The 23,077-nt window shown below is 62.4% G+C and carries 20 protein-coding genes; 7 read left to right on the top strand and 13 right to left on the bottom strand.

Annotated features, from left to right (window positions below):
- Positions 1-160 precede the first annotated feature (160 nt).
- The 5 genes from AOBCEHNH_RS06230 to AOBCEHNH_RS06210 form a co-directional block, all read right to left on the bottom strand.
- The gene (locus AOBCEHNH_RS06230; protein WP_152063592.1) at positions 161-1,255 is read right to left on the bottom strand and encodes a PTS system mannose/fructose/sorbose family transporter subunit IID; all 1,095 of its coding nucleotides are present in this window, start codon (positions 1,253-1,255) and stop codon (positions 161-163) included.
- A complete protein-coding gene (locus AOBCEHNH_RS06225; RefSeq protein WP_006723252.1) occupies positions 1,245-2,042 on the bottom strand; it encodes a PTS mannose/fructose/sorbose/N-acetylgalactosamine transporter subunit IIC in 798 nt (265 codons plus the stop codon). Before AOBCEHNH_RS06225 ends, AOBCEHNH_RS06230 begins: the two co-directional genes overlap by 11 nt.
- A 98-nt stretch (positions 2,043-2,140) precedes the next feature.
- Positions 2,141-2,623, bottom strand: a complete 483-nt coding sequence (gene agaB / locus AOBCEHNH_RS06220; RefSeq protein WP_006723253.1) for a PTS galactosamine transporter subunit IIB — start codon at positions 2,621-2,623, stop codon at positions 2,141-2,143.
- 85 nt (positions 2,624-2,708) lie between these two features.
- On the bottom strand, positions 2,709-2,993 hold the full coding sequence (gene yajC / locus AOBCEHNH_RS06215; protein WP_006723254.1) for a preprotein translocase subunit YajC: 285 nt from the start codon (positions 2,991-2,993) through the stop codon (positions 2,709-2,711).
- The gene (locus AOBCEHNH_RS06210) at positions 2,993-3,436 is read right to left on the bottom strand and encodes a PTS sugar transporter subunit IIA (protein ID WP_006723255.1); all 444 of its coding nucleotides are present in this window, start codon (positions 3,434-3,436) and stop codon (positions 2,993-2,995) included. Before AOBCEHNH_RS06210 ends, yajC begins: the two co-directional genes overlap by 1 nt.
- A gap of 464 nt (positions 3,437-3,900) precedes the next feature.
- On the opposite strand from AOBCEHNH_RS06210, the gene AOBCEHNH_RS06205 reads away from it, so the two are divergent.
- Both AOBCEHNH_RS06205 and AOBCEHNH_RS06200 read left to right on the top strand, forming a co-directional pair.
- Positions 3,901-4,590, top strand: coding sequence for a flavodoxin domain-containing protein (locus AOBCEHNH_RS06205; RefSeq protein ID WP_152063591.1), 690 nt, complete (start codon positions 3,901-3,903; stop codon positions 4,588-4,590).
- Between the two features lie 201 nt (positions 4,591-4,791).
- On the top strand, positions 4,792-6,249 hold the full coding sequence (locus tag AOBCEHNH_RS06200) for a M20 family metallopeptidase (RefSeq protein ID WP_152063590.1): 1,458 nt from the start codon (positions 4,792-4,794) through the stop codon (positions 6,247-6,249).
- Between the two features lie 109 nt (positions 6,250-6,358).
- Here AOBCEHNH_RS06200 and AOBCEHNH_RS06195 read toward each other — a convergent pair whose 3' ends face one another.
- Positions 6,359-7,174 (bottom strand): ZIP family metal transporter, encoded by an 816-nt coding sequence (locus AOBCEHNH_RS06195; protein WP_152063589.1) that lies wholly within the window; start codon positions 7,172-7,174, stop codon positions 6,359-6,361.
- A gap of 307 nt (positions 7,175-7,481) precedes the next feature.
- On the opposite strand from AOBCEHNH_RS06195, the gene AOBCEHNH_RS06190 reads away from it, so the two are divergent.
- Positions 7,482-7,805 (top strand): YbjQ family protein, encoded by a 324-nt coding sequence (locus AOBCEHNH_RS06190; protein ID WP_152063588.1) that lies wholly within the window; start codon positions 7,482-7,484, stop codon positions 7,803-7,805.
- Between the two features lie 229 nt (positions 7,806-8,034).
- Here AOBCEHNH_RS06190 and AOBCEHNH_RS06185 read toward each other — a convergent pair whose 3' ends face one another.
- Positions 8,035-8,454: a peptide deformylase gene (locus tag AOBCEHNH_RS06185; RefSeq protein ID WP_118102479.1), complete on the bottom strand. Its 420-nt coding sequence runs from the start codon at positions 8,452-8,454 to the stop codon at positions 8,035-8,037.
- Between the two features lie 175 nt (positions 8,455-8,629).
- Between AOBCEHNH_RS06185 and AOBCEHNH_RS06180 the strand changes: the two genes are divergently transcribed.
- Positions 8,630-9,265 carry a flavodoxin family protein gene (locus AOBCEHNH_RS06180; protein ID WP_152063587.1) on the top strand — a complete coding sequence of 212 codons (636 nt, stop codon included), beginning with the start codon at positions 8,630-8,632 and terminating at the stop codon, positions 9,263-9,265.
- A gap of 81 nt (positions 9,266-9,346) precedes the next feature.
- Here the strand turns inward: AOBCEHNH_RS06180 and AOBCEHNH_RS06175 are convergent, their stop codons facing one another.
- The gene (locus tag AOBCEHNH_RS06175; RefSeq protein ID WP_152063586.1) at positions 9,347-10,780 is read right to left on the bottom strand and encodes a M18 family aminopeptidase; all 1,434 of its coding nucleotides are present in this window, start codon (positions 10,778-10,780) and stop codon (positions 9,347-9,349) included.
- Positions 10,781-10,959: 179 nt separating this feature from the next.
- Here AOBCEHNH_RS06175 and AOBCEHNH_RS06170 point away from each other — a divergent pair, with 179 nt between their 5' ends.
- Positions 10,960-12,363: an FAD-dependent oxidoreductase gene (locus AOBCEHNH_RS06170; RefSeq protein WP_152063585.1), complete on the top strand. Its 1,404-nt coding sequence runs from the start codon at positions 10,960-10,962 to the stop codon at positions 12,361-12,363.
- A 532-nt stretch (positions 12,364-12,895) separates the two neighbouring features.
- A complete protein-coding gene (locus AOBCEHNH_RS06165) occupies positions 12,896-13,957 on the top strand; it encodes a hypothetical protein (protein WP_152063584.1) in 1,062 nt (353 codons plus the stop codon).
- Between the two features lie 4 nt (positions 13,958-13,961).
- On the opposite strand, the gene AOBCEHNH_RS06160 is transcribed toward AOBCEHNH_RS06165, so the two are convergent.
- From AOBCEHNH_RS06160 to AOBCEHNH_RS06145, 4 genes are all read right to left on the bottom strand, one after another.
- Complete coding sequence (locus tag AOBCEHNH_RS06160) at positions 13,962-14,942, bottom strand: hypothetical protein (RefSeq protein ID WP_152063583.1); 981 nt, start codon at positions 14,940-14,942, stop codon at positions 13,962-13,964.
- Positions 14,942-17,416: a phenylalanine--tRNA ligase subunit beta gene (gene pheT / locus AOBCEHNH_RS06155; RefSeq protein ID WP_152063582.1), complete on the bottom strand. Its 2,475-nt coding sequence runs from the start codon at positions 17,414-17,416 to the stop codon at positions 14,942-14,944. The genes AOBCEHNH_RS06160 and pheT overlap by 1 nt, the downstream gene beginning before the upstream one ends.
- 64 nt (positions 17,417-17,480) lie before the next feature.
- On the bottom strand, positions 17,481-18,557 hold the full coding sequence (gene pheS, locus AOBCEHNH_RS06150) for a phenylalanine--tRNA ligase subunit alpha (RefSeq protein WP_006723270.1): 1,077 nt from the start codon (positions 18,555-18,557) through the stop codon (positions 17,481-17,483).
- A gap of 396 nt (positions 18,558-18,953) precedes the next feature.
- Positions 18,954-20,093, bottom strand: a complete 1,140-nt coding sequence (locus tag AOBCEHNH_RS06145; protein ID WP_152063581.1) for a C45 family autoproteolytic acyltransferase/hydrolase — start codon at positions 20,091-20,093, stop codon at positions 18,954-18,956.
- Positions 20,094-20,363: 270 nt separating this feature from the next.
- Here AOBCEHNH_RS06145 and AOBCEHNH_RS06140 point away from each other — a divergent pair, with 270 nt between their 5' ends.
- Positions 20,364-21,887, top strand: a complete 1,524-nt coding sequence (locus AOBCEHNH_RS06140) for a carboxypeptidase M32 (RefSeq protein WP_152063580.1) — start codon at positions 20,364-20,366, stop codon at positions 21,885-21,887.
- Between the two features lie 154 nt (positions 21,888-22,041).
- On the opposite strand, the gene AOBCEHNH_RS06135 is transcribed toward AOBCEHNH_RS06140, so the two are convergent.
- Positions 22,042-23,058, bottom strand: coding sequence for a DMT family transporter (locus AOBCEHNH_RS06135; RefSeq protein ID WP_306437545.1), 1,017 nt, complete (start codon positions 23,056-23,058; stop codon positions 22,042-22,044).
- Between the last annotated feature and the right edge of the window lie 19 nt (positions 23,059-23,077).

The following is a 23,077-nucleotide window of genomic DNA, read 5'->3' as shown; positions in this document are numbered from 1 at the left end:
CTCCGATACAAAAGGGGAATCGTCAATTCGAACGCAATGCGCTCAACGAGACGATTGCAATCGATGGGAATGATTAGAAAAAAACCCGGCGTGAGAGCAAAGCCCACGCCGGGTTTACAGGCGCATCTGGGGGAGATGTCACCTCATCAGTCGGCTGGAATTACCAGAGACCAGTCCACCAGGTGAGGCCGAGCCACTCGTTGAGCGGCAGGGCGCCAAGGATGCCGATGACCAGCATCAGAACGATACCCTTGATGGGGGTGAAGTTCTTCTTGGCGAACAGGAAGTAAAGCAGCATGACGAGCGCCAGAGGAACGAGCTTAGGCATAACGGTGTCGAGCGTAGAAGCAACGGAGAAGGAAACTGGGGTCTCGGTAACCTCAGCGTAGGTGACGGAGCTCATGCCGTTGCCCAGGTCGACGATACCGCAGTCGACAGCGTTGCCGTCGGCGTCAGCAGCCTTGAGGGCGGTGCCGTCCTCAGCGGTCATGCCGAGGGAGCCGGGCTCAGCGGTCTCGGTATCGATGGCGAGGTCGAAGTTCTCGGCCTCCTCGTTGGAAACCACAACGGTGTGAGCGGCGAGGCCACGGGTGGTGCCGTTCGGGATGTTGAGGTTGATCTGGGTGCCACCCATGTTGACCGTCAGGGCGCCAACCACGAAGCAGCCCATGATGGCGGCAGCGCGGGTGAAGGCCTGCATGTTGGAGGTCAGGGAGTCGATGGCAGAGGTGCCCATCTTGTAAGCCCAGTTCATGAGGCCGAAGCGGCAAGCGAACAGAGCGGCGTGGAAGACCACGAGGAAGATGAGCGGGGCAATGATGTTGCCCTCGATGGCCATGTTCGAGGTGATGCCGGCCGTGATCGGCACGAGCGTCAGCCAGAACAGGGCGTCACCGATGCCGCCCAGCGGGGAGGCAGCGGAAATACGCACGGAGCGGATGGTCTGGGTATCGACCTTGTTCTGCTCGAGGGAGAGAACGATACCCATAACGAAGGTGACCAGGAACGGGTGCGTGTTGATGAAGTCCAGGTTGTGGTACATCGACGCAGAAAGGTCGTTCTTGTTGGTGTGAACCTTCTCGAGACCGGGGACCATGGCGAACAGCCAGCCACCGGACTGCATGGTCTCGTAGTTGAACGAGGACTGGAGCCAGTAGGAGCGCCAGACCATGCGGTTGAGCGTCTTCTTATCGACGTTCGGCGCAGGAGTGAGATCCTCGTACTGCGCGGGGACGACAAACTCATTAGATGCCATCGCTCATATCACCTCCGTCAAAAGAAGCGCCCTTGAGCTCGGTCTGCTGCTGGAAGTCCCAGAAAGCGATACCGAAGCCAATGATGGCCATGATCAGGAGCTCAGGCTTGGCGAGCGCGGGGATGCCGTGCACGATGGTGGTGAGACCAAAGCCGAGCAGGAAGAAGGCCCACATGTCGCGGGACATCATGATCTTCAGCAGGATCGCGAAGCCGACGAACTTCATCATGCCACCAGCGGCGGACAGACCAGCGTTGAGCCATGCGGGGATGGCGGAGACGACAGCCTGGCCGGCGGTGAGGCCACCGACGAAGAACAAGGTGACGATCGCGGCGAAGATGAGGCCGAGGATGATCTCGGACACGACGGTCAGCTTGGTGATGGCCTTGGTGTCAGCCTTCACAGCCGCGGCGCGGAAGGACTCCATCATCGGGGCACGAAGGGTGAAGAACAAGGTCACACCGTACTGGCCGAGCAGGGCGAACGGAATCGCGGTCGCAACGGCGACGTTGGGATCCATGTCGAGGGTGCAGGCAAAGACGGCTGCCATAATGCCACCAATAACAGCGTTCGGCGGCTGAGCACCACCAATAGGCATGTTACCAATGGTCATGAGCTGGTAGGTACCACCAACCACGAGGCCGGTCTGCACATCGCCGAGGATAGCGCCGATGATCGGGCCGGTGACGATAGGCTGGTACAGGGACTCCGTAAAGTCGAACTGGTCGATAGCGGCAACGAAGGTCACCAGGAAGACCAGGGCGATCTGAAGGAAATTCACGTCCATCTTTTGCTCCTCCTTTCAAATGTACTTTCTCGTACGAGATTAACGACCGGGATGATTTCATCCCGTATACAAACAAACTGGTTCGCTAAACCCCCAAATTACGCGAACAGCTTGTTGGTATCCTCAACGGGCGTGCTGGGCACGCGCTGGATGGAAAGCTCGACGCCATGCTCCTGGAGCTTGCGGAAGCACTCCACGTCGTCGTCGTTGACGGCGACGGTGGTAGCGACCTGACGCTTGCCCTCGGCCATGTGCATGTTGCCGATGTTGAGCTTCTTGATCGGCACGCCGCCCTCGACGAGCTTGAGCGCGTCCTGAGGAGAGTCGAGCACGATGAAGATCTTCTGGGCCGGGGAGGCCTTGTGGATCACGTCGATGGTCTTCTGGATGGAGAAGAAGCGGGTCTGAACACCGGTGGGAGCAGCCATCTTCATGAGGTTCTGGCGCATGGTGTTCGTGGAGACCTCGTCATTGGCAACGAGGATGAGGTTGGAACCCAGGGTGGAGTTCCACTGGGTGGCAACCTGACCGTGGATCAGTCGATTGTCGATACGGGTGAGAAGGATATTGGGCTCTGCCATTGCGATCCGTCCTTTCGTATTCGCGTACTGGCCTTTACTACCTAAGGGATTGAGCCTCTTATCGGCGAGGCTTGATCTCTTTAAGCTACTTGACGATCTCTTGGATCGCGTAGCGGGAGACGTCGAGCGTCGCGCCGGAGCGGACCTTGACCTCGACAACGTCACCTTGCACGCTCTTCACGTCGCCGAAGATGCCGCCGCCGAACATCACACGCTGGCCAGGTGCCAGGTCGGTGTGGATGTGCTCGAAGTACTTGACCTTCTTCTTCATGTTGGCCTTGGACCAGATGAAGTAGACGACGCCCATGACCGCCATGATGAGCAGCAGGGCGACGGAGGAGGCGAGAACGTTCTGCCCGAAGTTCTCCATTAGATGCCGTCCTCGGCGGTGTCCTCGTCAGCGGCGCCCATGACGGAAGCCAGGGACTGACGGGTGACGGCCTGCTGGCCCACGGTGACGGCCTGCTCGGCGAGAGCGGTCACGTCGGTGGCGCCGTTGCGGGCGAAGAGCAGCTCGATGATCATGGGAAGATTGGAGCCGGTCACGATCTCGAGCTTGTCGACATCGTTGGCGATCATCATGGACTGGTTGAAGGGAGTGCCGCCGAGCAGGTCGACGAAGACGATAACGCCCTCCTCGCACTCACCGCGCATCTTGGTGATGGCGGCACGTAGGTCGTCACCATAGGTGGCAGCCTGGGAACCCTCGAAGGGAACGATCTCGAACGCCTCCTGATCACCAGCGACCATATCGAGCGCGCTCTTGATGCCATTGGCGAAGTTGCCATGACCAGTCAAAATAAAACCGACCATTAATCCCTCTTTCCTGTTCCCGCCGCGTTATTTGGTGCGGCACTGGTAGTAACCACGTAACAAGTCGCTATTCACTATACCAGTTGTGAATGTTCTGTTTCCGACATTTCGGGCTTTTCCGGTCTCGAACCGTTCATCGGTTAAAATCGACCGTTCACCCCTTCTGGTTGTGCTCAACTGCATATTCGCTACCGTTTAACGCCCTGTAAGCGTTTGCGCAGGTTCTCTGCTTCCAGCATGTTCGCCCGTAAACCTGCTGGCTAAATGTGCCACTGGTTATACAATTATGAAGATTTGAATTGATTGGTATCTTTTTTCCAAGTAGTTGGTTTGACTCGTTTTACTGCCAGCTGCCTCAATTGATTCATCCACTTGCGGTTCGCGCGCCCATGCACTCGTAACCGCCGTGGGCACGGGCCCGCACGCCCGACCACGCCAACCCGCTCATCACGAAAGGCCCGACCATGGATCCAAGAACGGTCATCCTCTACAGGTCCAAGCACCACGGCAACACCAAGAAGCTCGTCGACGCCCTGGTCGCCGCCCACCCCGAGATCGACACCATCGATGTTGCGACGCTCGGCAAGGAGGAGTATCCCGACCTCTCCCCCTATCACATCATCATCGTCGGCTCTGGTATTTATTACACCAAGTTCGACAAGGATGTCCTGCGCGTATGCGACCACTGCCTGCGCGACGGCGACAACGTGATCGGCCTCATGACCTACGGCGGCGCCGCCAAGTTCAATGGCGGCGACCTCGACGGCGTGTGCCGCATGAAGATGGCGACCCTCATGTGCACCTACGGCTGCCCCGGCTTTGACACCTTCGGTCCGTACAAGTTCGTGGGCGGCATGAACAAGGGGCGCCCCAACCAGGAGGACATCGATGGGGCCGTCGAGTTCTACGACAAGTTCCTCGCCGATTACGGTGAGATCTTGGTCGAGGAGCGCCTGAAGCGCGACAAGCGTGACGCCTTCAACGCCGCACATCCCGCCGGCGGCCTCTTCACCAATCTCAAGCGCAGCGCCAAGAAGATCGCCAAACGCGTTAAGGGCGACAACGATAAGGCCACCGATGAGAAAACCACGGCGCCCGTCGCGGCGGATGCGCCGAGCGCAACGGACGAGCCCACTACTTCCGAAAACCAGTAAGCGCTTAAAAAAATAACCGGCACCTCGTCAGGGTCACGAACTTGAACCGCCTCCCGTCTCTCATGCTCACGAGATGGGAGGCGGTTCGTCTTCTGGGCCCCAGCGATATCGGCAGCCCGTTTTCGTATTTCAAGGAGTATGGTAGAAGGCAGCAGATAGGCGTGGGCGCCGAAGCGCCCCTCGAAAAGCAAGGTGGATACCATGCCCAAGACCAGAGCACAGCAAATCATGGCCCACAAAGAGCACCGCGATGCCGACCAGGTCACCGCGGCGATTCAAGACATCGCCGCCGAGTTCGAGCCCTACATCATCAAGCAGCGCCGCCACTTCCATAAACACCCCGAGCTGAGCCTTCAAGAGGTGCGGACCACCTCCGATATCGCCGGCCAACTCGACGCCATGAATATCCCCTACGAGCAGCCGCTCGAGACCGGCCTCGTTGCGACGTTGCGCGGAACCGCGCCGGACGCTTATCGCGAGGACGGCACGCCGCGCCGGCGCCTGCTCATGCGCGCCGACATCGACGCGCTGCCCGTCACCGAGCGTACCGACGACGAATTCGCGAGCGTCAACGAAGGTTGCATGCACGCCTGCGGCCACGATTGCCATATCGCCATGATGCTCGGCGCCCTACAGGTTCTGCGCCACATGACCGACGACATCCACGGCGAAATCCGCGTTGTGTTCCAGCCTTCCGAGGAGAACGGCTCCGGCGGACGCATGATGTGCGAGGCCGGCGTATGCGAGGGTGTCGACGGCGCGTTTGCCATGCACATCTGGAGCGAGGTCGATGCAGGTACCATCAGCTGCGAGCCCGGTCCGCGCATGGCCAACACCGATTGGTTCCGTGTGGACGTGCACGGCACGTCCTGCCACGGCGCCATGCCGCAGCGTGGCAGCGACGCCGTGATGGTCGCCGCCGAAATCGTGAATGCGCTGCAGACCATCGTGAGCCGCGAGCTCTCCCCCTACGAGCCCGCCGTGGTCACCGTGGGCAAGCTTCACGCCGGTAGCGCGCGCAACGTCATCGCGGGCGAGGCCCACATGGAGGGCACTGTGCGTACCTATTCCACGGCGACCCATGAGCTCATGCCCGCGCTCATCGAACGCATCGCGGTGCATATCGCGCAGGCTCATGGCGCCGAAGCCGAGCTCTCCGACTACACCATCGCCAACTACAAGGTCGAAAACGAACCCGTCGCAAGCGAGCGTTGCCGCCAGGCGGTCCTCAAAACGCTCGGGTCCGAGGGCGTTGGCAGCTACCGCGGCACCATGTCGGGAGAGGACTTCTCCGAATACCTGAGCCGAGTTCCGGGCGTGCTGGCGTTCGTGGGCTGCCGCAATCCGCAGATCGGGGCGACGTTCGCCCAACATTCGTGCTTCTTCAAGGTAGACGAGTCGGTTCTCGTCAAGGGCTCCATGGTCGCTGCCCAATACGCCATCGACTTCCTGTCCGAGCCCACGCAAGAGGAGCTGGACGGACCGCTCGTGACGCGTGTGGCCGAAACGAACCCGCAGCTCGCCGAGACGCTGCGCGGCGCGCGCAGCAAGACGGTCGGCGCGCACAACGCCTTGCGGGACGCACGCGAAGCCCGAGTCGCCGCCGCACGCGAGATCCGCGAGGCGCGCCACGGGTCTGACACGCGCAACGGCAAGTAGCGGCAGGTGGCAGCAGCGACAAGTAGCGGCATCGCACATATCAAGGAAAGGCCCTCGGGACTCCCGAGGGCCTTTTTCGATGATCGATACACCGCCGCTTGCCGACTGACTAACCCAATGCGACGTCGAGCACCATCATGACCACGAAGCCCGCGATGACCCCCAACGTGCCGATGTTCGAATGCTCCCCAAGATGCGCCTCAGGAATCAGCTCTTCAACGACGACGTAGATCATCGCGCCAGCGGCAAAGGCGAGCATCCAAGGCATGAACGGCGCGATCTGCGTGCTCACCAGAACCACGAGAATGCCGAAGATCGGTTCGACGATACCGGACAGGCTGCCCATCACAAACGCCTTGCCTCGACTCATCCCCTCGCGTCGCAACGGCAGGGAAATCGCCGCGCCCTCGGGAAAGTTCTGCAAGCCCATGCCGATAGCAAGCGCCACGGCCATGCCGAGATACGCCGTCCGCTCAGGGCCCGAACTCTGGCCCGCCATCGCGAACAACAGGCCAACGCTCATTCCCTCCGGAATGTTGTGCAAAGTCACAGCAGAAACGAGCAACGTGGTGCGTTTCCAACTCGTCTTGACGCCCTCGGGCTCATCGCCCTCCATATGAAGATGGGGCAGGAAGGTGTCGAGCGCCATGAGGAACGCCACCCCGAGCAAGAAACCACCCGCCGCCGGGATCCAGCCGACCTGGCCGAGCTCTTCGGCCTGCTCGATGGCAGGATTGAGCAATGACCAGACGCTCGCAGCGATCATGACACCCGCGGCGAACCCGAGGAAGATGCGATGGGTGACGGCGCGGTCCTTGCGGAAGAAGAACACCACGGCCGAGCCGGCTGTGGTCATGAACCAGGTGAAGCCGCAGCCCATCGCGGCCCATATGAGAGATTGCATAAGATTGGCATCGATTTGCATACGATTTCGCCTCCTTTTCGTACGTTTTCCAATTTCTGGTCAAAATACCCTAATTGTGCGCCGACCATGCAGTCTGCCCCCAACAAAACCCCTGGATTCGTTTGAACGATTGCGGGACGTACTCGATGGTTGCCCCCACGCGGGCCACGCGCCCGAAGCACACCCTTGCGCGACCTGCGGATTCATCAAACCAACGACTATACATGTTTTCGATCACGTCGCCGTTCGGCGCACTATCAACCCTTTTTGACCACTTCTTCCAAAACGCACGGCTGGATATAAGAAAGTACCGTCAAAAGGAGGAACCATGCTAACCATCACTACCACCAACAACCTCGACGGCTACGAGGTGGTCGAATACCTCGGAATCGTCACTGGCGAGGCCGTGAGCGGCATCAACATGTTCCGCGATATCGGCGCCGGGCTGCGCAACGTGTTCGGCGGGCGATCTGCAGGACATGAAGACGAAATGGCCCAGGCGCGCGAGGAGGTCCTGCGTGAGATGTCGCAGCGCGCCGAGGCGCTCGGGGCCAACGCAGTCATTGGCGCGAACGTGGGATACGAGACCTTTGCCGAGATGATCATGACCACCGCTTGCGGCACCGCAGTGCGTGTGCGTCGAACGTCATAATCGCCCCGCCCACTCTCGCACTCTGTCCGTTCTCGTCGAAACGGGCACTCAGAGCTGCCGCGATCTCCATCACACGTAAAAACCCGGACCATCCAGAACCGCTATCGGTCGGATGCTCCGGGTTTTAAGGTTAGAGATGCAGAGCAAATCAGAGCACGGGCAAAACGCAGAGCAGGGCAACATCCAAGTCCGGGTATGTCCATGTGGAACGATTTGCCTGTTGGGCAACTTAAACCAGCTTGCCCTGGCAGTGGTCGCACATGTGCTGGATGAGCTCGGCGGGCCACTCGACAAAGTCGCGCTTGCGCGGCTTGAGCTCGCCGTCGACCAGCTCGTCGTATGCGACCTTGATCTTGACGAAACGAGTCACCCTGACGGAACCCTCGCGGGTGAGACAGCTCTCCTCGGCCTTGAAGGCACCCATGCCGAACAGGACCTTGGGGTTGTACATCACGAGCGTGTTGCCCTCGTCGTCGGCCAGGGCACAGATGGCCTTGGTCACACCGATCTGGTTGGCAGCCAGGCAGGCGGCGTCCTCGATGGACAGCAGGGTATCCACCAGGTCCTGCGCGATCTCCGCGTCGGCGGCGGTGGCGGGCTCACACGGGGTGGAGAGGATGGCCTCATCCTTCACGAGCTCCTTGATCATGGGCGCTCCTTTCTCATATGGGCGCAGCAAATCCTCGCCCATTCATTTCTTTCACCTGCGGAACTATACCAGATGCCCATCAAGGCCCGCGCCGTATCGCCGCAGAACGAACTAAACTGATGAGAACGCAGACAATGGCCGCATATACATGCGGAGCAACGAGGGAGGAAGCGCCATGAAAGTCATACTCGTCAACGGAAGCCCGCACAAGAACGGCTGCACCCACCGCGCGCTTGCCGAAGTCGCCACGACGCTTGATGCGCATGGAATCGAAAGCGAGATCTTCTGGATCGGCGCCAAGCCCGCCGCCGGCTGCATGGCGTGCGGGCGTTGCCGCGAGACCGGCGCTTGCATCTTCGACGATGCCGTCAACGAGTTTCGCACGCTTGCCGAGGAGGCGGACGGATTCGTCTTCGGCGCGCCCGTCCACTATGCCCATGCCGCCAGCTCCCTCATGGGCTTTATGGACCGCCTGTTCTACTCCAACGGCAAAGCGGGCGCGCCCGACGTACTGAGCTTCAAGCCCGCCGCGGCCATCGCGTCCGCCCGCCGCGCCGGCACCACAGCCGCCCTCGACGACATGCAGAAGTTCTTCACCATCTCGAACATGCCCATTGTGAGCTCTCGCTACTGGAACATGGTCCATGGATGCACGCCCGAAGAGGTCGAACAGGACCAGGAAGGACTGTGGACGATGAGGCAACTCGGGCGCAACATGGCCTGGCTGCTCAAATCCCTCGAGGCGGGGCGCGAGGCCGGAATCGGCCTACCCGATCGGGAAGTCGGGCCCTTCACGAGCTTCATCCGATAAACCGACACGGAAAAGGGCGGCGCATCCAATGTGGTGCGCCGCCCCTTTATCGAGGTTCGTGTCTGTTGGGTTGATACTCGTCTAGCCGAGCTCAATCGAATCGGCACCGTCGATGCGGACGTTCGTATCGTAAAACGCCGTGAGCGCCTCGATGGCAAGGTCAACATCGCGGGCCCCGGCCGTCTCCATGCACGAATGCATCGAGAGCTGGGCACACCCGACATCGACTCCGTGCACGCTCACCTGCATGTTCGAAATATTGCCGAGCGTGGAGCCACCCGCCTTGTCGCTGCGGTTCGCAAACGCCTGATGCGGGATCTCGGCGTCGTCGAGCACGGCGGTGAACGCGGCACGGCTGAAAGCGTCGGTGCAATAGTGCTGGTTGGCCGCCTCCTTCACCACGATGCCGCCGTTCATCTGCGGGGCATGGAGGCTATCGGCGAGCTCGGGGTGCGCGGGATGCTGCGCATGCGCGTTGTCGCAGCTCACGAGCATGGAAGCGGAGAGCGCGCGGACGTACTCCTCGGGGCCGAAGCCCAAAGCGGCGTTCACGCGGGAAAGGGTGTCGGCCAAAAGCGTCGAGGCAGCACCCTGCTTGGTTTCGGAGCCGACCTCCTCGTTGTCGAAACACGCATAGACCGAGACGGTATGCTCGTTCCCGCCGTTCATAAAGGCGACGAGCGAAGTGTAGGCGCACATGAGGTCGTCGAGACGGGGCGAGGAAATGAACTCGCCGGTGACACCCCACACGCAGCCGCGCTCACGGTTGACCAGGAACAGGTCGCGCGACATGATTTGGGCGGGATCGATCTCGAGGGCATCGGCCACGATCATGTCGAGCGAGCCGTTCGCCAAGTCGCCCGCGGAGAGCAGCGGGAACAAATCGCATGCGCGATTGGGGGCGAAGCCCTTGTTCACGCCGCCGTCCATGTGGATTGCAAGGCTCGGGATAAGCGCGACATCTCGGTTGAGGGCCACAAGACGGCTCTCGATGCGCGCGCCCTCTCGCACCAACACGCGTCCGGCGAGCGAAAGCGGGCGGTCGAACCAGGTGTAGTCCATCATGCCGCCGTAAGCCTCGGTGTCCAGACGCACATAACCGGCGGGACCTTCGAGCTCGCCATTCGTCTTTACCTTGAAGCAAGGGGAGTCGGAATGCGAGGCTGTGAGCTGGAAGTGGTACGGGGCGCTGTCACCGGCCGATCCAGCAGCGACATCGACGGATCCGGCGACACGGTCGGCGGCTTTGGCAGCATCGGAGGCAAAACCCGGAGCGGCCACACGCTCGCCCACACGCCAGGCCACAACGCTCGATCCGTTGCGCTGCGTGTAGTACGCGCCTCCCGGGCGCACCTCCCATGCGGCGCCCTCGCTCAGGTATGTGAAACCAGCCGCATCCAAACGCGCGCGGATAGCCGCGGCGCTGTGAAACATCGTGGGGCTCTCGGCGATGAAGTCGAGCAGGTCCTCGGCTGCCGTCATGGCCGGGGCCGTGGCTTTTGTGACAAAAGACATATGCACTCCTGTTCGTGTCGCATGGTTCGCTTGGCTTATTCGGCAAAATCTTACCGCATACGGTCGTGGCGCCGCACACTGCCCGGCCGCTCCGACCCGTTTACCAGTTTGCCCTTGCTAACTGTTTGCTTTTTTGTATCATTTATAGTGCTGACACGTTTTTCCTCGAAGGAGTCACCATGACCACCGCCTCCACCCCTAAAACCGTCGCCGTTGTTGGCTGCACGCACGCCGGCACGTTCGCCGCTCAGTCAATCCTCACCGCGCACCCGGATTGGACCGTGCACGTCTTCGAGCGCAACGACACCCTGTCGTTCCTCTCCTGCGGCATCGCGCTGTGGGTCGGCGGTCATGTGAGCGACCCCAACCGCATGTTCTACTCCTCCCCCGCAGCTCTCGCCGAGCTCGGCGCGCAGATGCACATGCAGCACGACGTGCTTTCCGTTGATGTCGCCGGCAAGTCTCTCGTGGCGCGCGACCTCACCAGCGGCGAGGAGTCGACCTACGTTTTTGACAAGCTCGTCGTCACGACCGGCTCCAAGCCCGTCACCCCGCCCATCCCCGGTCTGGCCGAGGGACTTGAAGATGGCCGTGTGATGCTGTGCAAGAACTGGGACCACGGCAAGGCCATCAAGGAGAACGCCATGCAGGCGGATTCTGTCGCCGTGATCGGCGCAGGATACATCGGCGCTGAGCTTGTCGAGCAGTTCAGTGAGGCCGGGGTGCGCGCCACCCTCATCGACGGCCTCGATCGCGCGCTCGCCAAAAACTTCGATGCGCCCATCACCGAGCAGGTCGAAGCCGTGTACGCCGAGCACGGCGTGGAGCTCGCACTGGGCCAGATGGTCACCGAGTTCCGCCTGAACGAGAGCGGTGCCGGTGTCACCGTCGTGACCACCGCCGGTGAATACGATGTCGACTACGCCATCATGGGCGCCGGTTTCCTTCCCCGCACCGATCTGTTCGAGGGCCAGCTCGAAACCCTTCCCAACGGCGCCATCAAGACCGACGAGTACATGCGCGCATTCCCGGCCGGCAGCACCGAGGCCAGCTCCGACATCCTCGCCGCCGGCGACTCCTGCACCGTGCTCTACAACCCCACCGGCACCTATGACTACATCCCGCTGGCCACCAACGCCGTGCGCCAGGCCCTGCTCGTGGCTGCCAATATCGAGGAGCCCGTGCAGAAGTACATGGGCACGCAGGCAACCAGCGCCGTACAGCTCTACGACCTGTCCCTTGCGGCGAGCGGCCTCACCCAGGCAGGCGCCGAGGCCCGCGGCGTGAATGCTCGCTCCACTACCATCGTCCAGGACTACCGTCCCGATTTCATGCTCACCACCACGCCGGTCACCGCGACCCTCACCTGGGATCCCGAGACCCGTCGCGTGCTGGGCGCCCAATTCCTGTGCCGCCACGACGTGGCCGAGGCCGCAAATGCTATCTCCATCGCCATCCAGGCGCGTTTCACCATCGATCAGCTCGCCAACGTCGACCTGTTCTTCCAGCCTAACTTCTGCCAGCCGGTGAACTTCATCGGTGCCGTGGCCATGCAAGCTGTGGCCGAACAGGACGCCTGCTAACCCGTTGCTCGGAACAACATATATCCGCTTAAGGGGCGCCGATCACCTTCGGCGCCCCTTCCTTTTGCAACATCGGCCATCTCGACAGCGCGCCCGTTGCCCGACCCCAATAGCCCTTCTGAAAGCAAAACCTCTTGCAGGTAAAACCACCGTCTCAATCCCTCCAAACGAAATCCCGCGCTTTCGAAAGATCCAAAACGGCATGGTCGTCCGCCTGAAAAGAAATGACGCAAAACCCCTCGGGCCACATCTTCTGGCCGCTATGCATCCGCTAGGCAAAAATAGCCCAATTGATGCACTTCTTCAGCACGCCGTTTTCAATTCGTCGACTTTTGGTAATTACTTATCGCTTCCTCGAGATATAAGGCCCATTTGGATGCACACGACCAGGTGTTTTACGCGCCAGAATGCGTTGCTACCGGCCAGTCTGGAAAACTAATTACCAAAAGTCGATGAATTGACTTCAAATGCCTTCGCGCGGCCTGATCCCTCATTTGGGTACAAGCTCATTCACCGAGAGAGGGGGCATTTAATGGAACAGGTGATTTGCGGCGCCAGCGCCTTTGAGCTTTATCGAATCCCACCCCAGGTCACACTGCTGCTCCCAGAGTTTCCCCGTTTTTCGACGCGCCGGCAACGCAGCGCCATCTCCCGGTCGAACGACCTGGGTCCTTGGCTAAATCTTCCAATACACACCCTGTGCGACAGCCCGTCAGCCCGAACACGGTCTTCGGCAATCAAGGACCACGTCTGGAGCGGGGACCTCCCAAGTTCAGCTATCTGGGAAAACAACGAAGTCGGTGTTCAGTACACCTCGCCGCTCATGACATTGCTCACCCTGGCGCCGCTCGTCTCGGTGCACCGTCTCACCATGGCCGCTTACGAACTCTGCGGGACATTCGCCGTCTACATGCCCGCCAAAGAAATGCAGCGCGAGCTCGACCATTTGCGCAATCAGCGCCTCGCATGGCCGGGAGGATGGCGACAAGTGTATGACCACGCGGGCAAACCGACGTCTCTTTGGCACCGCGACCCGCTCGTGACGCTTCATGAGCTTCGCGGGTTCTGCAAGGAAAGCAAGGGTATGCACGGCCATCACCAGTTTTGCCAGGCCGCACACGCGGTCACGGGCGTTACGGCGTCTCCCCTCGAAGTGCAAGCATCCATGCTGCTGAACCTTACGCGACGACGCGGCGGCGAAGGGTTGGGGCCAATTCTCAACAACCACCCCATCGCGCTGAACCGCGACGCCCGCATCCTCGCCGGCCAATCAACCTGCTACGCCGACATCCTTTTTCCCGAAAACGACATCCATCCGGCAATCGATATCGAGCTTCAGGGCCATATGGTTCACGATGGGGGCCGAGCGGGCGGAATAGACTCCAACCGCATGCTCGGCCTCAAGCGCATGGGTATCGAGGTCATCATGGTGACAGCCGAGCAACTCTATAACCCCGGGAGGTTCCATCGTCTGTCGGCCCACTTGTCGTCGTTGCTCGGAAAACGGCGAAAAACGAAATCGGCGGGCATGGAAGCCGCCGAGCGCGACCTAAGGTGCGAGGTCCTTTCGAACTGGGAACAGCTGGTTCGCTGAGTTCTCAACGGGTCCCCGCGTACTCCATCTCGCGCTCTGCTCGTGCGTTGACCTCGGCGAAGACACGGCTGAAAAATTCCTCGTCGAGCAGGCGGTACGCAGCGCCGGTGACCGGGTGATTGGTGCGCACGGTCTCATGGGCGATGGCGCAGGTCGCAGATACCGACGCCGCATCGATCTCGTACTGAGGAAACGCCGCCGCGACCTCGATGAGCTGTGGCGTAAGACGCGGCATGAGATCGAGTTCGAGAGACTTGCCGAACAGGTCGAAATCGCCCTGCTTCTTGATACGGAAATCCCGACTGGGCTGCTCGCCACGCGCATCAATCAAATCGCTCACGGCCTGGTTCCACGTGCAGTCGGCAAGCAGGTGAACCCATGTGCCGAGCACCATGTCGAACAGGGAGCGTCGCAGCTCATCGCGGCTCAGCGCGCGTCGGGAGGTCGCAAACGCATCGCGCTGGCACGCGGCGGTTTCGGCCACATCGAAATCCCACTCGAACGTCGGCGTGTGCGCGGGAGACACGTGGGCAACCTCGGCTGCGAGGGAGGCGGGCGCCCGCCAGGACCGCTCCAGGGCAGGGTCCCCGGCCGCCGCAGAGCCGGTAGGACCAACGGGCGCACGATCAGAATCGGCACCCACGAAACCGGAGGCACCGGAGGCAAAACCGGGCGCCCCGACACCTCCCCCCGTTGCGCAATCGTCACCGAGCGCATCCAACAGCCCGCACTCACGCGCAAGCGGCCGCACGTACGCATCGAAGAACTCGCCCGCGCGCGGCTTTGGGATGTGCTCAGGCTTGGCGAAATGCGTCACGCGATACGGAACGGGGCGCACCACGCCGGGCACCATGTAACCCACGTAGATATCGGGAATCAAGTTTCCAAAGAGAAACGCATTGCCGTCGCGCACGGCGCGCGCAACGGAGCCGCCGCCCTTGAGCAGCCGCTCCGCATGCGCGATATGTATGTTCCAGCTAGGCACTAGCTGCGGACCTCGCCGCCGGTGGCCTTACACACCTTCGTCACCAGCTTGGAGTGAGCGCGCTCGACCTCCTCGCTCGTGAGGGTGTGGTCGTCGGCGCGATAGGTGAGCGCGAAGGCCATGGATTTCTTGCCCACGCCAACGCGCACCGGGTCGCGGTACACGTCGAACAGGCGCACGCCCACGAGCAGCTTGCCGCCGGCGGAGCGCAGACGGCGCTCCAGGTCCTCGCAGGTCACGTCGTCGTCAACAACGATGGCAAGATCGTGCTCGACGCTCGGGAACTGGGAGAACTCGCGATAGGCCTCCTGGGCGCCAGCGCCCTTGATCAGCGCCTCGAGATTCAGCTCAAAGGCCACCACAGGGATATCGATGCCGTAGACGTCGCGCGCGTCGGGATGGATCTCGCCGACCCAGCCGAGAACCGTACCGCCGGAGAGCACCTCGGCGCCGCGGCCGGGCTGCAGGAAGGCGTAGTCGTCGCCGTCGGCGGGACGGAAGCGGACCTTAGGCGTGCGCAGCTGGGAGAGCAGCTCCTCAACAACGCCCTTGCCGTCGAAGAAACGAAGCGGCATGGGCTTGTGATTCCAGGTCACATCGCCCATGGAGCCGGAAAGCACGCCCGCCACGGACTCGCGCTCCTTCGGCGCGCTGGCGTTCTCGCGGCCGAAGAACAGCGTGCCGATCTCATACAGCTGCACGTTTGCGGTGCTGTGCTTGATGTTGTACTCGACGGACTGCAGCAAGCCCGGGATGAGCGAGCGGCGCATCTCGGTCTGCTCGGCCACGAGCGGGTTCATGATCTCGACCGGGCATCCACGGCCCTCGTCCGTCATGCCGATGCGCTCGAGGTCACCGGGGGCGGCGAAGGAGAAGTTCATGGTCTCGTTGAGGCCGCAGGCGCGCAGGATCTGACCGACCTTGCGGGTGAGCTGCTGCTCGCGGGTGAGGCCGCCGATGTGGTTTTTGGCGGCGGGGATGGTGGCCTCGACGCGATCCATGCCCCACAGACGCAGGACCTCCTCGATCAGGTCGATCTCACGGGTGAGGTCGGGGCGGAACGTGGCGGGCATGACCGCGAACACGCGCGCATCCCCCTCCCCCTCGGCCTCGACGGAACAGCCGAGACGCGTAAGCGCCGTCTCGATGAAAGAGGGCTCGATCGCGGCGCCGCACAGCTCGTGCACGCGGGAAAGGCGCAGGCTGATGGGAGCGAGCTGCTTGGGCGCGGGATAGACGTCCACGCAACCCGGGGCAACCTTGCCGCCGGCAAGCTGCTCGATGAGGGCGCAGGCGATGTTGGCAACATCCACGCATCCGGTCTCGTCGACCTGGCGCTCGAAGCGGATTGAGGCGTCGGAGATCAGCGCGAGGTCGCGGCTGGTGTGGGAGGTGCGGCCAGCGTTGAAGCAGGCGCTCTCCACCAGCACGTCGACGGTGGCGTCGGTAACCTCGGACTCCATGCCGCCCATGACACCCGCGAGCGCGACCGGGGTGGCGCCGGCCTCGCCGGTGGCGATGAGGCCCATGCCCGCGGAGAGCGTGCGCTCCACGTCGTCGAGGGTGCGGAAGACCTCGCCCTCACGCGCCGCGCGCACGGCCACGGAGCGCTTGCCGCTCTTCTCCTCGAACGCGTTGAGGTCGAAGGCGTGCAGCGGCTGGCCGGTGAGCATCATCACGTAGTTGGTGATGTCCACGACGTTGTTGTGCGTGCGGATGCCGCAGGAATTGAGGCGCTGAACGAGCCACTCGGGCGAGGGGCCGACCTTCACATCGCGCACCACGCGGGCGACATAGCGATCGCACAGGCCCTCGTCGATGAGCTCGACCGAGACGGTCTCGGCGGTCGGGGCGCCGGACTCAGCGGCGATGGCGGGCAGGTCGACGTGGAAATCGCGGTCGTAGATGGCGCCGACCTCGCGCGCGATGCCGATCATGGAGAGGCAGTCGGCACGGTTCGGGGTGATCTCACAGTCGAGCACCGTATCGGACGTGCCCAGGTACTGGGCAAACGGCATGCCGATGGGAGCATCCTCGGGAAGGATCATGATGCCCCCGTGATCGGCGGAGAGGCCGAGTTCGCGCGCGGAGCAATTCATGCCACAGGACACGACGCCACGAAGCTTGCCCTTCTTGATCTTGATGTCGCCGGGCAGCTCCGCGCCGATCATCGCGGTCACGATGTGGTCGCCCTCGTTGAAGTTCTGTGCGCCGCACACGATCTGCAGGGGCTCCGGGTTGCCCTCGGCGTCCACGTTGTTGGCGCCCACGTCGACCATGGTGACCCACAGGTGATCGGAATCGGGATGGGCCTCCTTGGAAAGGACCTTGGCCGTCACGATGTGGTCGAAGGACTCGCCCACCGTCTCGATGGCCTCGACCTCGGTGCCGGTGCGGATGAACTCACAGGAAAGCTCGGAGGGGTCCTCCGGCAGCTCGACCATGCTCTTCAGCCAGTCGTAAGAAACTTTCATCTCAAACCTCTTCTATATGCACCTCAATTTGGGGACTGTCCCCAAATTGAGGTGAAAACTCTTCTTAGAACTGATTCAGGAAACGCATGTCGCCGGTGACCAGCGTGCGCAGGTCGGGCAGGTCATAGCGGAGCGCCGCGATGCGCTCGACGCCGGCGCCGAAGGCGAAGCCGGAGTAGACCTCGGGATCGATGCCGCAGTTGCGCAGGACGTTGGGGTCGACCATGCCGCAGCCCAAGATCTCGATCCAACCGGAGTGCTTGCAGAAGGGGCAGCCCTCGCCTCCGCACACGCCGCAGCTCACGTCGACCTCGCAGGAGGGCTCGGTGAACGGGAAGAAGTGTGGGCGGTAGCGCGTGGCGCGGTCCTCGCCGAACATGCACTTCACGAAGTAATCGAGCGTGCCCTTGAGGTCGCCGAAGGTGATGCCCTTATCCACGACGAGGCCCTCGATCTGATGGAACTGGGGCAGGTGGCAGGCATCGGCCGTATCGGGGCGATACACGCGGCCCGGGGCGATCATGTAAATGGGCGGCTCCTGGGTCTCCATGGTGTGCACCTGCACGCCGGAAGTCTGGGTGCGCAGCAGCACGTCGGACTCGCCGTGGGCATGCTCCTCGGGGTGCGCCGCGGTACCGGGGGCGTTGTCCTTCACGTAGAAGGTGTCGCGTGCGGAACGGCTCGGGTGATCGAGCGGGGCGTTCAGCGCGGTGAAGTTATACCAGCTGGATTCGACCTGCGGGCCAGCCTCGACCGTGTAACCGATGCCGCAGAAGACATCCTCGATCTCCTCGATGATCTGGTTGATGAGGTGCGCATGGCCGATCTGCGGACGGGCGCCGGGCAGCGTGATGTCCACGGCCTCCGTCGCCATGAGCTCGCGCACGGCGGCGCGCTTGAGGTCCTTCATGCGGCCGTCGAGCAGCGTCTCGGCCATACGGCGCATCTCGTTTGCGCGCTTGCCGAGCACCGGGCGCTCCTCGGGCTCGATCTTGCCCATCATGCGCATGAGACCTGTGATCTCGCCCTTGCGGCCCATGAGCGCCACGCGGGCGGCCTCGAGCTTCTCGGTCGTCTCGGCGCCCTCGATCATCTCGCGGGCTCGCTGCTCGAGCTCCTCAAGCTCGTCGATCAGGCTCATCTGTTCCCCTCTCGTCCATCGGCGCCATATAGGCGCCACGTTGTTCCATAGAAAAATCCGCCCTTGGGATCGTGCGATCGCTCGCACTCCCAAGGACGGATGAGATTCCGCGGTACCACCTTGATTGGCCGCCGGCTGTCTGCCCGGCGAACCCTCTTTTGCCCGATGTCGCGCGGGCGCGCGGCTTCCCTACTCAGCATGTGCAATCGGGGACGGGTGCAAATCGCACATCGCGCCCCGGCGCCAGCCGTTCAGGTCGCAGCTCGGGAGTGAACTCGGGGCTCCTCGCCGCGGGCGGGCTCGCAGCCGGTGGCCCTCCCTCTCTTTGCGGCGATGCGGTGAGGCCCGACCTCTCCGTCAACGCAGTGGTCAAGATGATAGCATACCTGCGCTTCCTTACGCGATCGACAGCTCATGAACCTCGTCGTACTTGCCACCCATGCAGATCTTCGCCGTGCCGCGATCGAGGTTGTACACCACAGACCACTGCGTCTGGAAGACCTCGCCGTTGTCCTTGATCTTCACCTCGCGGCTCACGCTCTGAAGCGTGTCCATGGCCTGCTGTGCATCCATGACGCCATCTGCCGCCTCGAGCGCGCCCATCACGGTGGTGTAACGGTCTTCGCCGCCTCCGAAGTCATATTCACCGGGCGTGAGCAGGAAGTTCGTTGCCGCCATGTACGTCTTGCCCTCGGAGGGCACGCCGGCCGTCGTGGGGTCGCCGGGCTCCAGCACGTTCATCTCGTCGCCGATGTACTCGACCACAACGGTCTTGCCGCTCGCATCCGCGATCTGGAAGTGATAGCTGCGCCCGCCACTCGCGTGCATGTCGTACTTACCCAACAGCGCAACCGCCTCGTCCACCGTGGCACAGCGATCAAGCATCATGCGAATGGCCGTCGTAGTGGTAATGTCCACGCGGTCGGTCCGCTGGTCGGTCGCCTCGGTGTCGATGAGCAAAACGCCCACGGCCAGTCCCTTCTCGTTCACACCGTCGAGCGGCGCGAAGGGCGCCGCCAACGACACGATGCTCGACGCGAGATCATCGGGCAACCTGTCCTCACCGTATCCGATGAACGCGAGATTCACCATTGACAGCGACGCATAGCCGTCCTCGGGATTCGTACGGACCATCATGCCGGGCGAGAACTCCAGGTCAAAATTGCGGCCGAAGATCGCATCGCCCGAGGGTGTTTCAGCGTTGAACGTCGAACAGGCGAGATTGGGCAGCTCGATCTCAATCGGCAGGCCCTTGAGCAGACGGCCCACCACAAAGTCAATGAGCTCAGCGTCATTGGAGGCGCCCCCTTGCTCCAAAAACTCGTCGATGCCGTAATCGCCAGCGTAGTCCATGGTATACAGCGGGTACTCATCGATCTTCTTGATGCTGTCGAGCGTCTTGAGCTCGTTTCCGAACAGCGTGAAAACGACGACTCCACCCACCAGGCACGCAACGGCAATGAAGCCCGCCACACCAAGGGCGATGCGCTTCACAATATTCAGCGCGCGCCCCGTGCCTTCGTTAGAATTGCTCATAGGTCCCCCTCAGACAGGTTGTTCCAACGAGCAAGGGATTCTAACTCATATATCTTACATTGTTTATCTTTTTGTCTCTTATCTTACTCACTTCATAATGCTGTACGTTTTGAGCTAATCGGCGAGGGGCGGCGCGTTTTGCGGCCGACAGTGCTACAGGCAATGGGGGCCAGGCCGTTTGCGCATCATTGACCGCCCGGGAGCGTGTGCAATCGGGGACGGGTGGGTACACTCATGGGCAATGACCGCGAAGCACGAAAAGGAGGCCTCATGCTCGAGACCAACTCCGCCGAACTCACCGCGCGCCTCGATGCGCTCGAGAACAAGCTCTGGACCCGCTCCTACCTCATGAAGATCGCCGAGTTCGACGGCGCCACCATCGCCCCCGAGAACGGCGCAGCCGCACGCGGCGAGGCCATGGCGGCCCTCGCCGGCGAGCATCACGAACTCCTCACCAGCGATGACGCCGTTGCCCTTGTGAGTGAGCTCGAGCAGGGCGTCGCCGCGGGCGAGATCGGCGACCCCAAGCTCGTCGCCCAGATCCGCACGCTCGCGCGCGATCAGCGCGAGGCCCTCGCCTTCCCCACCGAGGAAGTCGAAGCGTGGAGCCGCCTCACCTGCGAGGCCGACGCCGTGTGGCACAAAGCGAAGGTCGCCGACGACTGGGCGAGCTTCGAGCCCTATATCGACCGCATCGTCGCCTCGCTCAAGCGCCAGGCCGCTTATCTCGACGACACGCGCGACCCTTATGACGTCTGGCTCGACCAATACGAGCGCGGCATGGACTCCGCCGCATTCGACCGCTTCTTCGGCCAAGTGCGCGAGACGGTCGTGCCGCTCGTCCAGGCAATCGGCGAGCGCGGCGAGCAGCCCGAGGCGCCCTTCCTCACCGCGCACGTGAACGACGCCACCCAGCGCGCGCTGTCCTTCGACCTGATGCGCCTCGTCGGCCTGAACGACGCCGACATCTGCCTCGCCTTTACGGAGCATCCCTTCTCCGAGGGCTTCTCGGTGGGCGACGCCCGCGTGGCGACCCACATCTACGAGGACAACCTGATGTCCAACGTTTACTCGATCATCCACGAGGCGGGTCACGCCGCATACGAGCTGGGCGTCGACCCCGCCTACGCGCGCACGTGCCTCGAGGGTGGCACCTCCATGGGCATCCACGAAAGCCAGAGCCGCTTCTTCGAGAACACCGTCGGCCGCAGCCGCGCGTTCATGACCCCGCTGCTCGGGCTGCTCCGCCGCCATGTCCCCGAGGTCTACAACGGCGTGACCGAAGACGAGCTGTACCGCGCGGTCAACATCGCGACCCCGTCCCTCATCCGCACCGAGGCCGACGAGCTCACCTACCCGCTGCACATCATGATCCGCTACGAGATCGAGCGCCTGCTGTTCTCCGGCGAGGCGACTGCCAAGGACGTGCCCGGCCTGTGGGCCGACCTCACCCGCAAGTACCTCGGCCTCGAAGTTCCCAACAACGCCATGGGCGCACTGCAGGACACGCACTGGAGCGGCGGCAGCTTTGGTTACTTCCCCACATACGCACTCGGCTCCGCCTACGATGCACAGTACGTGCCGGCCATGGAGCGCGACGGCATCGACCTCGAGGCGGCGTGCGCAAGCGGCGATCTCGCCCCGGTGCGCGCCTGGCTGGGTGACAAGGTCTGGCGCTGGGGCCGCGGCAAGGACGCCCCCGAAATCATCGAGGCCGCCTGCGGGGCACCCTTCGACGCCACGTTCTTCTGCGACTACCTCGCCAAGAAGTTCGGCGACCTGTACCAGCTGTAACCCGCATGTAAGCCGCGGGTAGAACATGCCGTCCCACCCGCGGCGACAGGCCCGCCCGCGGCGACAAGCCTGCCAAGGCAAAGGCGCCCGGCTCGATATCGATTCGAGCCGGGCGCCTCTTTTTCGATCAAGCGATATGCAGCGGTCGGTCAACCTATACCGTGAGGAACACCATGGCGATGATCAGGGCGAAGCCGATCAAGTCCGTCGGGGCGAACACGGTGCCCAGCACAAGCGCGCTCGTGACGGTGGCGGAAACGGGCTCGACCGTGCCGATCAGGCTCGCGCGCACGCTGCCGATGTCCTTGACGCCCTGCATATACAGGTTGTACGCCAAGAACGAACCGACCACGATGAGTATCGCCAACGCGAGCCAGCCGGGAGCATCGATCGCCGGCACGTTTTCCCACGGGCGCACGAACGCCGAGATCACCAGGCCGGATGCGAACATCGCGGATCCGGTCACGATGGATGAGCCGTAAATCGGCAGAATCTTAGTGGGCACGATCGACATGCAGGCGGCGCCAACCGCAGAGATGAGGCCGACGGCGAGGCCCTCGGGAGGGATCACGAGGGTGCTCGGATCACCGCCCGTGGCGATGAGGAACGCACCCGCAAAGGCCAGCACCACGCCGGCGAGCTCGCGTCGACGCGGAAGGCGATGCGTGACGATGCAGGTGTATACCATGATGATAACGAGCTGCAGACACTGCATGACCGTCGCCGTTCCCGCATTGGTCAGGCGGATGGCGAGCAGGTAGGAAAACGAATTTCCAAACACGCCGAACGCCGTGAACACCGCCATGATCGCCAGGTGGCGAGGGTTCTTGAGCAGCTGTATGAAGCGGGCACGGTCGAACAGGACGATCACCACCATGAACATCGCGCCGGCAAGCAGCTGGCGGACGCTCAGCAACCAGATGGTGTCGATTTGGTAATGGGCGAACAGGTAGCTCGCCGACGTTCCCGAGAAGCCCCAGAAAATACCGCCCAAAAGTGTGGCCACCACACCGACGATCAGACGACGCGCCTCGCGATCGTTCAAGCGTTCGCGAACCGTGCGGCGACGAGCGCGCGAAGCGGCGTCGGCATCGGCGCCAGGCCTGATGGACGAAGCGAGGCCCATGCGCTCACGCTCGTTCTCGCAAGATTCCAACTGCTCCTCTGTCATGCACATCCCCCATCGAATC

Origin of the sequence: Collinsella intestinalis (assembly GCF_902501455.1) — a bacterium.
Taxonomy (GTDB): Bacteria; Actinomycetota; Coriobacteriia; order Coriobacteriales; family Coriobacteriaceae; genus Collinsella; species Collinsella intestinalis.
This window is presented reverse-complemented; position numbering and strand designations above follow the sequence as displayed.